Below are 13,996 nucleotides of genomic sequence, written 5' to 3' on the forward strand. Positions count from 1 at the left end.
GACTGGCCGTGCCGGCCGGGGAGGAAGGGCACCATGGCGCGACGCCTGCCGTCCACGCCTCCGGTCATCGCCGGCTTCAGCCCCGTCCACGTCCTCGGGTCCGGCGGTTTCGCCGACGTGTTCCTCTACGAACAGGACATGCCCCGCCGCCAGGTCGCGGTGAAGGTGCTGCTGGACGAGGTCGTCGACGACCGGGTCCGGCAGATGTTCCAGTCCGAGGCCAACCTGATGGCCCGGCTCAGCACGCACCCCTCGATCCTGACCGTGTTCCAGGCCAGTGTCGCGTCGGACGGTCGACCGTACCTGGTCATGGAGCTCTGCTCGTCCTCGCTCAGCGAACGGTACCGCCGCACACCCGTCCCGGTGTCCGAGGTCCTGTCGATCGGCATCCGCATCGGTTCCGCGCTCGAGACGGCGCACCGAGAGGGCGTCCTGCACCGCGACATCAAGCCGTCGAACATCCTGCTCACGGCCTACGGCAACCCGGTGCTCTCCGACTTCGGCATCGCCGCCACCATCGGCGAGGCCGACCCCGACGAGCCCATCGGCATGTCCATCCCGTGGTCCGCACCCGAGGTCCTGATCGACGAGTCCCGCGGCACGATCCAGTCCGAGGTCTACTCGCTGGCGGCGACGGTGTTCTCGCTCGTCGCCGGTCGGTCTCCCTTCGAGGTGCCCGGCGGCAAGAACGGCGCGTCCGACCTGATGAGCCGGATCGACAAGGGCGGCGTCAAGCCCACCGGTCGGACCGACGTACCGCCGTCGCTCGAGCGCCTGCTCGCGACGGCGATGTCGCGGAAGGTCCAGCAGCGTCCGGCCACCGTGATGGAACTCGTCCGTGGGTTCCAGCAGGTGCAGGCCGAACTCGGCGTCCCGCAGACGCCCGCTGACGTCGCCGTCGAGTCGTGGGCCGTCGCGATGCCGACCCCCGACGGTGACCGCACGGTCGTGCGCGAGCTGCAGCCCCCGTCGCGGGTGGGCCGGCGGCGCCGGACCCGTCGCGCGGTGCAGGGTGGCGTCGCGGCGACCGGGTCCCGCAGCGTCGGGACCGTGCACCGCACGGGTTCGATGACGATGAGCCGCCGACGGTCACGTCGCACCATCGTGTGGGTGTCGACGGCCGCGGCCGTGGTCGTCGCCGCCCTCGCAGTGACGACGGTCATCGCGGTGACCCGGGTGGGCACGGGCGCCATCCCGACCGTCTCCGACATCCGCGCGTCCTCCACGACGCAGTCCGTCACCTTCCGGTGGTCCGACCCGGGGATCGAGTCCGGCGACACCTACGTGATCACCTCGAACGGCTCGTCGAGCCAGCAGTCCGGCACCTCGTTCGTGGTCTCGGGTGCCCGAGGTGACGAGGAGTGCATCTCCGTCGCCGTCAACCGCGACGGCAAGACCGGGGTGGCGAGCGCCCAACGGTGCGCCACGATCGGCAGCGGATCGTGATCCGCCGACTCCTCGCCCAGCACCGGTCGGCCGCGGTCACGGTGGGCGCGTCGGTGCTCGTCGCCGCGCTGGTCACCGGCGCGGCGGTCGTCTCGAGCGGCTACCACACGCAGCGCGTCGACCTCGGTGACGGCACGGTGTGGGTGCCTTCGGCGCAGTACGGTGCCGTCGGCCGGGCGAACACCGCGGTCCTGCAGCTGAACACCGCCATCGAGGCCTCCACCGACACGTTGTCGGTCCTGCAGCGCGGCTCCACCGTCTACAGCGTCGACGAGACCAAGGGCACGATCGCCAAGGTGGACGTGGCCGATGCGACCGTCGGCGACGCGGTCACGCTGCCGTCCGGGTCACCCACTGTCTTCTTCGCCGGCAACACTGCGGTCATCGGCAACCAGGAGACCGGTGAACTGTGGACCACCCCGACCGACCGATTCGAGGAGTTCGACGCCTCGACGAAGGCCGACCTCACGCTCGGCGCCGACGCGGTGTTCGATGCGTCGGACGACCACGTGGCGGTCTACTCACCGAAGACGGCGACCGCGTCGCTGGTCCAGCTCGGCACGACACCGTCCGTGGTGCGCAAGTGGCCCGTGCGGATGGACCGTGCGGACGACTTCCAGGTGGCGACCGTCGGCGGGCACGTGGCGGTGCTCGACCGCACCGACGGCCGACTCGCGATCGACGGCGACACGGTCGACCTCGGTGACCGTGTGGGCAGCTCCCCGGCACTGCAGCACTCGTCCGGCTCCGGCGATGACGTCGTCGTCGCCGGTGCCGCTGGCATGGTGCGGGTGACGCCGTCGGGTTCGGTGGCTGCCACCCAGCTGGCCGTCTCCGGCCGTGCGGCGCGGCCGTACGTCGACGGGACCTGCACCTACGGCGCGTGGAGCGGTGGGCAAGCCGTCGACACCTGCGACGGCAGGGCCCTGCAGCAGCTCGACCGGGTGCCGGGCGCCGCCGCGTTGACGATCGTGCACAACGGCGACACCGTCGTCGCCAACGACCCCGCGACGGGTCGGTCGTGGGCGATCGACCGCAGCGGTCAGCTCATCGACAACTGGTCCGACCTGATCAAGCGGGACGACGACCAGCAGCGCGAGCAGGTCTCCGACGACGACCCGCAGGTCGAGAAGGACCAGAAGCCGCCGGTGGCGGTCGACGACGACCTGGGCGCGCGTCCCGGACGCACCACGAGCCTCCCGGTCCTGCTCAACGACTACGACCCCAACGGTGACCCGATCGTGATCAGCGAGGTCGACGGCGTCGACCGTGCCGACGGCTCGGTCGCGATCGTCGACGACGGCCAGCGCCTGCAGATCGCGCTGGCCGACAGCGCGACCGGCACCGTCTCGTTCCGGTACACCATCACGGACGGCAACGGCGGTTCGGCCAGCGCCGCCGTCCGGGTGTCGGTCCGACCGGAGTCCGAGAACTCCGCGCCGCGACAGGTCCGCGACACCAGCGCCGACGTCGTGCGCAACGGGCACGTCTCGAGCAACGTCCTGGGGGACTGGGTCGACCCCGACGGCGACCCCGTCTACCTGAAGTCGGCCTCCGCGGCGGACGGCGACCAGGTGTCGACCACACCCGACGGGTTGCTGGACTTCCGGAACACCAGCGGCCGCACCGGCGACCGCAGCGTGCAGCTCGTGGTGAGCGACGGGCGTGCCGACGGTCGGGGTTCGCTGACCGTGCACGTCGCCGCGCAGGGCAACGTGCCCCTGCGTGCGGACGCCTTCGCCGTGCAGGGGTACGCCGGCAAGGGCTTCTCGGTCGGCCCGCTCGACCACGTGCGGGGCGGGAACGGCACCGTCACGCTCACGAGCGTGTCCTCGACCAACGGGGTCACGATCGCGCCGAGCTACGACGCCGGGACCTTCCGGGTCGACAGTTCCGCCCTCGGCGACCACCAGGTCGAGTACACCGTGACCGACGGCACGAAGACCGCCAGTGGCGTCGTCCGCATCACGATCCTGCGTCCACCGGACGCGTCGACGGCGCCCATCACCACGCCGAAGACCGTGTTCGTCACGACGCTGTCGACCAAGGACACCGACGTCACCGCGACCGACATCGACCCGGCCGGCGGCGTGCTGCTGGTCACCGCGCTCGACGGACCGGACCGCGCGTCGGGGGTGCAGACGAGCATCCTCGACCAGCACACGGTCCGCACCACCCTGACCGCGCCGCTCGACGGCCCGGTCACCTTCACGTACACCGAGACGAACGGACTGGCGTCGTCGACCGGCACGGTCACGGTCGTCGAGATCCCGAAGCCGGACCGCATCCAGCCCCCGGTCGCGCAGCCGGACTCCGCCACGGTGCGCGTGGGCGACGTGGCCGACATCGACGTCCTGGCGAACGACACCCAGCCCGAGGGTGAGCCCCTGACGCTCGAGCCGAACCTGGTGCAGAACGTCCCGGGCGACGGTGGCCTGCTCTTCGTCTCCGGCGACCACCTGCGGTACCTGGCACCGACGACGCCGGGCAACTACACCGCCGTCTACCGCGTGGCCGGCCCCGACGGGCAGTCCGCCGACGCAGCGGTGTCCATCTCCGTCAGAGAGAAGGACAACGCCACGAACAACCCGCCCGTCCCGCAGACGGTCACCGCACGGGTCGTCGCCGGGCAGTCCGTCCGTGTCTCGATCCCGTTGAACGGGATCGACCCCGATGGTGACTCCGTGCAGCTGGTCGGGGTCGCGTCGAACCCGGACAAGGGCTCGGTCAGCGACGTCGGGTCCGACGCCCTCACCTACGACGCAGGCGACTACTCGGCCGGTACCGACGAGTTCACCTACACCGTCGTCGACGCACTCGGCGCCCGGGCCACCGGCACCGTCCGGGTCGGGATCGCGCCGCGGGCCGAACAGGCGTCCAACCCGGTCGCCGAAGCCGACCACGTCACGATCCGCCCCGGGGGATCCGTCACGGTGCGGGTCCTGCAGAACGACTCCGATCCCGAGGGCGGACAGCTCACCGTGTCGAAGGCCGAGCCCACCGCGCAGGGTGTCCGGGCGAAGGTGCTCCGCGGGCAGGAGATCCGTGTCACCCCGCCGAAGAGCGCCACCAGCGGGGACTTCGCGGTGCTGTACACCGCGTCCAACCAGAACGGTGGTGCGAGCACGGCGTTCCTGACCGTCACCGTGGACGAGGATGCCCAACCCCTCCGGCCGGAGGTCGACGACACCACCCTCGACCTGCAGGACATCCTGCACCGCCAGAACGTCACGGTGGACGTGCTGAAGAACGTCTTCTTCGCCGAGGGCTCGACCTCGCAGCTGACCGTCGGCGTGGTCGACGGCTACGGCGAGGACGCGCGGGCCACCAGCGACGGCAGGATCGTCGTCACGCTGACGGACGACTCGCAGGTCATCCCGTTCTCCGTCGCCCGCAAGGACCACCCCGACATCGTGTCGTACGGGTTCATCCACGTTCCCGGCTTCGACGACGCCCTTCCGCAGGTCAACCGATCCGCGGGCGCCATCACCGTCAAGAGCGAAGCGACGGTCCGGATCCCGCTGTCCGAGTACGTCGTCACGGCGAACGGCCAGACCGCTCGCGTCACCGACACCGGTTCGGTCAAGGCGACCCACGCCAACGGAGACGCGCTGACCGCGGACCGTTCGACGTTGGTGTTCACCTCCGCGAAGCTCTACTACGGCAACGCGTCGATCTCGTTCGAGGTCACCGACGGGTCCAGCGCGAACGGCGGCAAGGGCCGAGTCGCGACGCTCGTGCTGCCGATCAAGGTCGAACCACGATCGAACCAGCCGCCGGCGTTCACCGGTTCGTCCATCGAGCTGCAGCCGGGTGACTCGCGCACCGTCGACCTGACGCGCCTGACGGACTACCCGTACCCGAAGGACCTGCCGGAACTCAAGTACTCCGTGGTCAGCCAGCCGGCCTCGGGCACCACCGCGACGGTCTCCGGGCAGCGTCTGACGATCTCGGTCGCCGACACCGCGCAGAAGAACACCACCGCCTCGATCGGCATCGGTGTCGCCGACGCCACGAACGCCGGACGCTCCGGGGTGGTCTCGGTGGGGATCGTCGCCTCGAACCGTCCGCTCGTGCAGCCGGGTGCCGACAGCGCGGTCGCGAAGCGTGGACAGTCCACGACGATCGACGTCCTGGCGAACGACCAGCCGACGAACCCGTTCCCGGACGAACGCCTGCGGGTCGTCGCCATCCGCGGGCTCGCCGGCGGTCTGCCGTCCGGTGTGACCATCACGCCCAGCGCGGACAAGTCCCGACTGCAGGTCGCCGTGTCCGACTCGGCGAAACCCGTCAACACCAACCTGCAGTACCAGGTCGCCGATGCCACCAACGACCCGGACCGGTACGTCTGGGGCGACGTCACGATCTCGGTGCAGGACGTCCCCGACGCGCCCGGAGCGCCGACGCGCACCGGTTCCTACGACGGCGGCCAGGTGACGCTCACGTGGTCCTCGCCCCAGGCGAACAACTCGGCGATCACGGGGTACCGGGTCACGGGGACCAACGGCATCGCGAAGGACTGCGGACTCGCGACGGTGTGCACGATCACCGGCCTGGACCCGAAGGCGACCTACCGGTTCACCGTCGTGGCGGTCAACGGGATCGGCCAGTCGGCCGCGTCGCAGCAGTCTGCGCCCATGAGTGCCGACTTCGTGCCCGCGCCGCCGAAGGGCATCACGGTGTCGGCGGACAAGTCGACGCCGAACCAGCTCGACGTCTCGTGGGACCCCGTCGCCACCCCGAACAACGGCACCCCGGTGTCGAACTACGTCGTGAGCATCCAGGGCCCGGGGCTGTCCACCACCAGGAACACCGGCACCGCCACGAGCACCACGTTCCAGGGGGCGCAGAGCGCGGCGCAATACACCGTCACGGTCTCGGCGCGGAACGGTGCCGACCGCGACAACACGGTCGTGCAGTGGAACGCCGCGTCCGCCAGCGGTACCGCCGTCGGATCGCCTGCGAAGCCTGTGTTGTCCGCCACGGGCAACCCGCAAGGCGGCCGCACCGCTGTGAACCTCACCGCGTCGGAGTCCGACTGGGGCGGGGGCGGGACCTCGATGCGCATCGTGAAGTACCGAGCGGACGCCCCGATCCCACCCGGGTGCTCGACGTCGGGTTCCGAGTACGTCTGGAACGCCACCACGGCGACGGATCTGATCTCGAGCCAGTACCGCTACGTCGCACTTGCGGACAACGGGCTGTTCTGCACGTCCTCCGACGTCGCGAGCGTCCAGGGGTACCAGACGCCCGATGCTCCGACGGGCACCGCGACGGTTCCGACCGATGGTCTGCCCAAGCAGGACTACGGCATCACCCTCACCGGTTCTGGCGACGGCGACTACCTGTACTACTCCGTCAACGGAGGCCCGCGGGTCGGCTTCGACGGCTCCGCAGACCTCGGCTCCGGCGCTGGCTTCGGCGTACCGACGAACGTCGTCCTCACGACCTGCGCGACCGCGGACGACTACTGCGCCTCGACGACGCTGCCTGGATCCACTGCGTTCACGACGCGGGCTTCGATCGCAAGTGCTGTCGAGGGCCAGGCGCCGGTCATCAACGCGCCGAACAACGGCAATGCCGAATTCGCTCCCAGCGCCTACCGCATCGTCTACTGCACGCCTGGGCTCCTCGGCATCGTCAGCTGCACGGACCAGAAGCCGGACAACGGCGGCGCGTACGGTCCATCCGATGCCGTGCCGGTCGGAGCGGTTGAGGTGCGCGTGAGCGCTACCGTCGACGGACACACCGACCCTGGGTACGCCAGTCGCGATGTCACCCCGGCAAACGGCAACTAACCGAACGAGGAGAACTCCCCGCATGAGCATGTCCCCCGAGCAGGCCACCTGGTTCGCCGACGTCGCCGGCCGCATCGTGACCAACGTCGAGCAGGTGCTCCTCGGGAAGACCTTCGTGATCCGTCTGGCGGTCACGTCGATGCTGAGCGAGGGGCACCTGCTGCTCGAGGACGTCCCCGGTACGGGCAAGACGAGCATGGCGCGGGCGCTCGCCCAGAGCGTGCAGGGCTCGACCAACCGCATCCAGTTCACGCCCGACCTGCTGCCCGGCGACATCACCGGCATCAGTGTCTACGACCAGCGCAACCAGGAGTTCGAGTTCCACCGCGGTCCGGTGTTCGCGAACATCGTGCTGGCGGACGAGATCAACCGCGCGAGCCCGAAGACGCAGTCGGCCCTGCTCGAGGCCATGGAGGAGTCCGCGATCACCGTCGACGGCGTCAACCACCGTCTGGCGGCGCCGTTCATGGTCATCGCGACGCAGAACCCGATCGAGCAGGCCGGCACCTACCGCCTGCCCGAGGCGCAGCTGGACCGCTTCCTCATGAAGACCTCGATCGGCTACCCGGACCACGCCGCGACGGTGAAGATCCTCGAGACCTCGTCAGCTCCGTCGTCGTCCGTGCCCCTGGCGAGCGTCGTCCCCGCGGCCACGATCACCGAGATGGCCGCCCTGGCCCGGACGGTGCACGTCGACCCGACGATCGCCGACTACGTGGCCCGGCTCGTCGACGCGACGCGGTCGGCCAACGAGGTCCGCCTGGGCGTCAGCGTGCGCGGCGCGATGGGGCTCATGCGCGCCAGCCGGGTCTTCGCAGCGCTGAGCGGCCGCCACTACGTGACACCGGACGACGTCAAGGCCCTGGCCGAGCCGGTCCTGGCGCACCGCATGGTGCTCGACGCCGAAGCCGAGTTCGACGGGGTCTCCACCTCGAGCGTGGTGTCGCAGCTCCTGGTCGAGACCCCGCCGCCAGCCGACCGGGTCGCGCCGTGACCGACCGGCGACCGGTCTCCACGCGTTCGCGCCGTCCCTCGTCGACGCGGTCGCGTCGGTCGAGCACCGCGTACGAGCGCACCGGGACGGTCGCCGGCCTGACGAACGTGCGGAGCCGCCTGGTGGGGGACCGGGACGGGGTCGCGGCCGACGCGGTCGTCGGCATCGTGCGCCTGTGGCGGACGGCCTGGAGGACCGTGGCACGTGCCTGGGACGAGGTCTCGTCCGTGGTCACCGGCCTGGGCTGGACGGTGACCGCGCTCACGCTGGTCGCGTTGGTGCTCGGGTACCGCTTCGGCCTGCGCGAGGTCGTGGTCGTCGGGTTCGCGGGCGTCCTGCTCGTCGTCGTCGCCGCGATCGCCCTGGTCGGGCACTCGCGTCTGCTGATCCGGATGAGCCCTCCTGCCCGACGTGTCGCGGTCGGTGACGAGGCCGGCGTCACGGTGACCGCCGAGAACCCCACGCGCCTGCCGTCGGTGCCGATCACGGTCGAGGTCCCGATCGGCTCCGGCCTGGTCGACGTGGCGATCCCGACGATCGCGCCGCGGGGCACGTTCGAACGTGCGGTGCCCGTCCCCACGCTCCGGCGCGGAGTGCTGGACGTGGGCCCGGTGACGGGCATCCGCGCCGACCCGGTCGGCCTGGTCCGCCGGGAACTCGTCTGGACCGCCCGCGAACAGGTGATCGTGCACCCGCGGACGGTCGCGATCCCCTCGACGAGCACCGGCTTGGTGCGCGACCTCGAAGGCCAGGCGACGACGGACCTGTCGCCAGCAGACATCTCGTTCCACGCGATCCGTGAGTACATGCCCGGAGACGACCCGCGGAACGTGCACTGGAAGTCGACGGCGAAGACCGGGGCACTCATGGTGCGCCAGTTCGAGGACACCCGTCGCTCGCACCTGGTGGTGGCGCTGGGGTTGGCCCGCACGGAGTTCGCCGACGACGACGAGTTCGAGCTCGCCGTCAGTGCGGCGGCGTCGCTCGGCGCGCGGGCGATCCGCGACGGCCGCGAGGTCACGGTCGTCGTGTCCGAGCGGACCCCGGAGTTCGCCAAGCGCCCGGTCTACGCGGTGCACCGGCTGCCGACCGTCACCCCGACCCGCCTGCTCGACGACTTCGCGTCCGTCGCCCTGGCGGACGCCTGCCTGCCCGTGGCCGAGGTCGCCCGGATCGTGGGCACCGACACCGCCGGCATCTCCGTCGCGTTCCTGGTCGTCGGGTCGACGGTCGAGCTGCCCGCGCTCCGCCTGGCCGCGACACGGTTCCCGATCGGGGTCGAGGTCGTCGCGGTCATCTGCGAACCCGAGTCCGTCCCGCGCTTCGTCCGGGTACCCGGCCTGACGGTGATGACGATCGGGTACCTCGACGACCTGAGGATCGCGCTGCACCGATCGGCGGCCGCGTGAGCGCCCCGCCCGTCGCACCCCCGCGCCCGCGGCGGGACACCCGCCGGCAGGCGCGCCGTGACGCTCGCCGGGTCTCTCCCGTCCGACTCGTCGGTGGCACCGTCGTCGTCTGGGTCCTGCTCGCGATCGCCAGTGTCGCGTGGTGGCCGGTCTACCGCGACCAGGGGATGATCGTCGCCGCGGTCACGGCCGTCGTCGCGGGCACCGCCATCGCCCTCGTCGGCGCCGTGTACCGGCTCCCGACCGCCGCGGTCGCCGTGGCCACGATCGCGGCCTTCGTGGTGACCGGTGTGCCCGCCGCCGTGCCGAGCGAGGCCGCCGGCCTGCTGCCCACCGGGCAGGGGCTGCTGGACCTGTTCTCCGGCGTGGCCCTGGGCTGGAAGCGCCTGGTCACCATCAGTCTGCCGGTCGGCACCTACGAGGCGTTGCTGGTGCCGTTCTTCCTGACGCTCCTGGTGGCCACGGTCACCGGTGTCAGCTGCGCGACCAGGGCCTCCCGGCAGGAACTCGCGAGCATCCCGGCTCTGGTCCTGTTCGCGGCCGGTGTGGTGGTCGGATCGACGCGGCTCGAGACGTCCATCGCCGTCGCGGTGGCCCTGACCGGGGTCGCACTCGTGTGGGCGCTGACCGTCCGGCACGTCCGGCGGGCGGCCGCGGTCGCGCGCACCATCGGTGCGCCCGTGGCCGTGCGCCGCTCGGTCCTGCGGCCGGCGCTCGTGGGCACCGGGACCATCCTGGCGGCCGCCGTCGTCGCCACGGGCCTGGGACTCGTCGCCCCGCCCACGACGGCCCGCACGGTCGCACGGACCGACGTCGTGAAGCCGTTCGACCCTCGCGACTACGTCAGCCCGCTCAGCGGCTTCCGCGCCTACGAGGAGTCGACCGAGGCCGACGCGGCGCAGCTGCAGGTGACGGGCCTGCCGCGCAACGGGTTCGTGCGGATCGCGACCCTGGACACGTACGACGGCGTGACCTACCGGGTCGGCGGGACGGACGGCTCCTCGCCCTCGGGCACGTTCGAGCGCGTCCCGACCTCGGTGGACGTGCGCAACGTCACGGGACGGTCGATCGACGTCGGCGTGCGCATCGACGGGTACCGCGGGGTGTGGCTGCCCACGGTGGGCGACCTCGAGCAGGTCGACTTCCGGGGGAGCGCTGCCGATCGCACCCGTGGCGCCTTCTTCTACAACGCCTCGACCGCCACGGGCGCCGTGGTCGGAGGTGTGCAGGACGGCACACGGTACGACCTGCGCGCGGTCGTCCCGGACCAGCCGACCGACGAACAGCTCGCTGCAGCACGGCCGGGGGACGCCACGGTCCCGACGGCGACCAACGTGCCGGACGCCGTCCGTGACACCGTCGAGTCGACCGCCGGCGACGTGCAGTCGGACGGTGCGAAGCTCGTGGCCGTCATCAAGGCCCTCAAACGGAACGGGTACGTCAGCCACGGAGTCGGGGACGACCGGGTCAGCCGGTCCGGCCACGGCGCCGACCGCATCCAGGAGCTGCTGACGTCGCCGCTCATGCTCGGCGACCAAGAGCAGTACGCCGTGGCCGCCGCGCTGATGTCCGAGGAGATCGGGTTCCCGACGCGGGTCGTGATGGGCTTCGCGGCCGGCGGCGACTCGGGGACCGGCAGCACCACTGCCGGCGGGTCGGGGACCACCACGTTCCGCGGATCGGACGTCACTGCCCGGATCGAGGTCGACACGGCGCAGTGGGGCTGGGTGACGGTCAACCCCAACCCGACGGTGCGGACGATCCCCGACGAGCAGCAGCAGACCCCGAAGCCGGTCACACGGCCTCAGACGGTCGTGCCGCCGCCCCCCGCCGAACAGCAGGACCAGGACACCCAGGCACCACCGCAGAGCGACCGGAACACCCCGGACCAGCCGCCGCTCTGGCTGCAGGTCCTGCTCGCAGCGCTGCCGTGGATCCTCGGCACACTGGGGTTCGTCGCGCTCGTGCTCCTGCCGTTCGGCGTGATCGTGGCGATCAAGGCGGTCCGTCGTCGCCGACGTCGCCGGGCCACGACCGCCAGGGGACGGATCATCGGCGCGTGGGACGAGTACCGCGACGCCCTGCTGGACCGCGGACAGGACGTCCCGGTCACCGCCACCCGGCGCGAGGTCGCCGTGGGAGCCCCCGGCGACCGGGGGAGCGGCCTGGCGGCGCTGGCGGACCGCGCGGTCTTCGGGCCGAGCGACGCCGACGACCACGCCGCTGACCGGATGTGGGACGCGACCGAGTCCGCGATCGCGCACCTCGGTGCCGGACGCACTCGGCGCGAGCGCTGGCGGACGGCGGTGTCGACGCGGTCCCTGCGGAGTCCGGTCCACGTCGCGCGCCTGCACCGGGCGCTCGACCGCCGAGCCGCGCGGGTGTCAGCCGGACTCGGAGCGGACGGTGGCTACGATGTTGCAAGGCCCGCCGAGCGACGCAGCGGGTCGGATGAGGACAGAGGCAACCAGTGATCAGATGCGAACACTGCGGATCGGTGCTGCCCGACGGAGCGATCTTCTGTGGTGAGTGCGGTCGAGCCGTGAACACCGCTGCCAGCCGACGGGCCGTCGCTCCCGAGCAGGCCGACCGTGCGACCCCGCCGCCACTCCAGCAGCCCGACCAGCACGGACGACGTCAGGACCCCGCGGCCGAAGCCTGGTTGCCGGAGTCCACGCTCGACCCGGCGACGCGCGCCTGGCTCACCGGTGAGGACCGCCGCCGCTCCGAGCCCGTCGCACCCGTGCCGGTGCAGACCCCGGACACGTTCGCGCCCCGGTCGGCCCCCACGCACGTGCACGGTGCCGGCAGCGGGCTCGGTGAGTGGACCGGCGCCGGCGAACCACCCAGGACGGACCGGTCGGGTGCGCAGCAAGGGCACGAGCCGACCCTCGATCCCGACGCGTTCCCCGCGGAGCCCCTGCAGCCCGAGGACGACCCCGAGGTCACCCGTCTGGCACCACGGACCGGGGCCCCGGCACCCGACGTGGTCGCCCCGCCGGCCGTCGCTGCCGAGCCGTCGGCGCCGTTCTGGGCCGCACCGCAGGACCCGACGCCGGCGCCGAGCGCTCCGTCGTGGTGGATCGGCCGTCCCGGCGATGACGCCCCGACGACGACCGATGCTCACTCCGGCGACGGCGACGGTGCTGGTCCGGTCGAGGGTGCATCGGCACCGCCCGCAGGACCGTCGATCCCGGCGTCGCCCGGGAACGGAGCTCCGCCGGCACCGGACGCGGGTCCGCAGGACGCCAGCGCACCCGTCGATGACGTCCCGGTCGATGCCGACCCCGTCGCGGAAACACCGCGCGCCGGCGACACCGCGGTGGTCGAACCACTCGTCGAGCGCCGTGCGCCGCGCCCCACGCCCCTGGTCCAGCCCGCGACCCACCCCACGACGTGTCACGTCTGCGGCCACCACCTCGAGCCCGACGACATCTTCTGCAACGAGTGCGGCGCGGTCCGGCCAGCGGTGACCGCGGCGTTCACCGGACCGGTCGTGCCGCTGCCGCTCGCGCGGCCGGACTGGGCAGCGACGGCCGCATCGACCGCCGACGACGCGGTGCTCGACGAGCCGAACTCCGACGAAGCGGTCGAGCCCGACGACGAGGTGTCCGAGCCCGGTGTCGCCGGCCGTCCTGACGTCGACCAGCTGCGCGTGCCTCCGATGCCGACGTCACCCGCGCCCTCGTCCACCGACCCGCTCGACGACGAGCCCGCGGCCTGGGCTCCGACGGCGGCGCCGCTGCCGCCAGTGCCGGGCATGCCCGGTCCGGCCCTCCCGACGCGTTCCGCTGACGCGTACCCGTCGAGTTCCGACGCGGACGAGGCCGCACAGCTCGACGAAGACGAAGTCGAAGACGCGGACGAAGTCGAAGGCGAAGACGCGGATGTGGACGCAGACGCGGACGAGGACGTCGACCAGACCCGGATCGTCACGAAGACCCCGGCCCGGGCCCCCTTCATGCTGCACTTCAGCACCGGCGAGCGGATCGGTGTGCACGGCACCGGGCTGCTCGGCCGACTGCCGCGCGCCGAGCCCGGCGAACGGTTCGACGACCTGCTGACGATCCACGACCCCGGCAAGTCGGTGTCCAAGACCCACCTGGAGATCGGTCGGGACGGGAACGACCTGTGGGTGTCCGACCGGTTCTCCGGGAACGGCTCGGTCATCCGCCACATCGACGGCTCGATCCGTCGGTGCGAACCCGGACGCCGCTACCGCGTCGAACGCGGCGCGCGGGTGGACATCGGCGAGCAGTTCTTCCTCGTGCAGTAGGTCTTCCTCCACAGGCCGTCCGGCGTCCGCGGTCATCCACCGTGGACGCCGGTGTCCTGCCCCGGGATGTGAC

At 71.8% G+C, this 13,996-nt stretch carries 6 protein-coding genes; all 6 read left to right on the plus strand.

Annotated elements, in window-relative coordinates; genetic code table 11:
• Positions 1-33 precede the first annotated feature (33 nt).
• The 6 genes from MT346_RS06380 to MT346_RS06405 all read left to right on the plus strand — a co-directional run bounded on the left by MT346_RS06380 (position 34) and on the right by MT346_RS06405 (position 13,923).
• The gene (locus MT346_RS06380; RefSeq protein WP_243561979.1) at positions 34-1,446 is read left to right on the plus strand and encodes a serine/threonine-protein kinase; all 1,413 of its coding nucleotides are present in this window, start codon (positions 34-36) and stop codon (positions 1,444-1,446) included.
• On the plus strand, positions 1,443-7,244 hold the full coding sequence (locus tag MT346_RS06385; RefSeq protein ID WP_243561980.1) for an Ig-like domain-containing protein: 5,802 nt from the start codon (positions 1,443-1,445) through the stop codon (positions 7,242-7,244). Before MT346_RS06380 ends, MT346_RS06385 begins: the two co-directional genes overlap by 4 nt.
• 22 nt (positions 7,245-7,266) lie before the next feature.
• A complete protein-coding gene (locus MT346_RS06390) occupies positions 7,267-8,238 on the plus strand; it encodes a MoxR family ATPase (RefSeq protein WP_243561981.1) in 972 nt (323 codons plus the stop codon).
• Positions 8,235-9,647: a DUF58 domain-containing protein gene (locus MT346_RS06395; RefSeq protein ID WP_243561982.1), complete on the plus strand. Its 1,413-nt coding sequence runs from the start codon at positions 8,235-8,237 to the stop codon at positions 9,645-9,647. Before MT346_RS06390 ends, MT346_RS06395 begins: the two co-directional genes overlap by 4 nt.
• Complete coding sequence (locus MT346_RS06400; protein ID WP_243561983.1) at positions 9,644-12,121, plus strand: transglutaminase domain-containing protein; 2,478 nt, start codon at positions 9,644-9,646, stop codon at positions 12,119-12,121. The genes MT346_RS06395 and MT346_RS06400 overlap by 4 nt, the downstream gene beginning before the upstream one ends.
• Before the next feature lie 68 nt (positions 12,122-12,189).
• Positions 12,190-13,923, plus strand: a complete 1,734-nt coding sequence (locus MT346_RS06405) for a hypothetical protein (RefSeq protein WP_243561984.1) — start codon at positions 12,190-12,192, stop codon at positions 13,921-13,923.
• Positions 13,924-13,996 lie beyond the last annotated feature (73 nt).

The sequence above is a fragment of the Curtobacterium sp. VKM Ac-2922 genome, from assembly GCF_022815645.1.
Classification (GTDB): Bacteria; Actinomycetota; Actinomycetes; order Actinomycetales; family Microbacteriaceae; genus Curtobacterium.

Coding starts and splice junctions, on each gene's coding strand:
- MT346_RS06380 (WP_243561979.1), top strand. CDS start 34: ATGGCGCGACGCCTGCCGTCCACGCCTCCGGTCATCGCCGGCTTCAGC.
- MT346_RS06390 (WP_243561981.1), top strand. CDS start 7,267: ATGAGCATGTCCCCCGAGCAGGCCACCTGGTTCGCCGACGTCGCCGGC.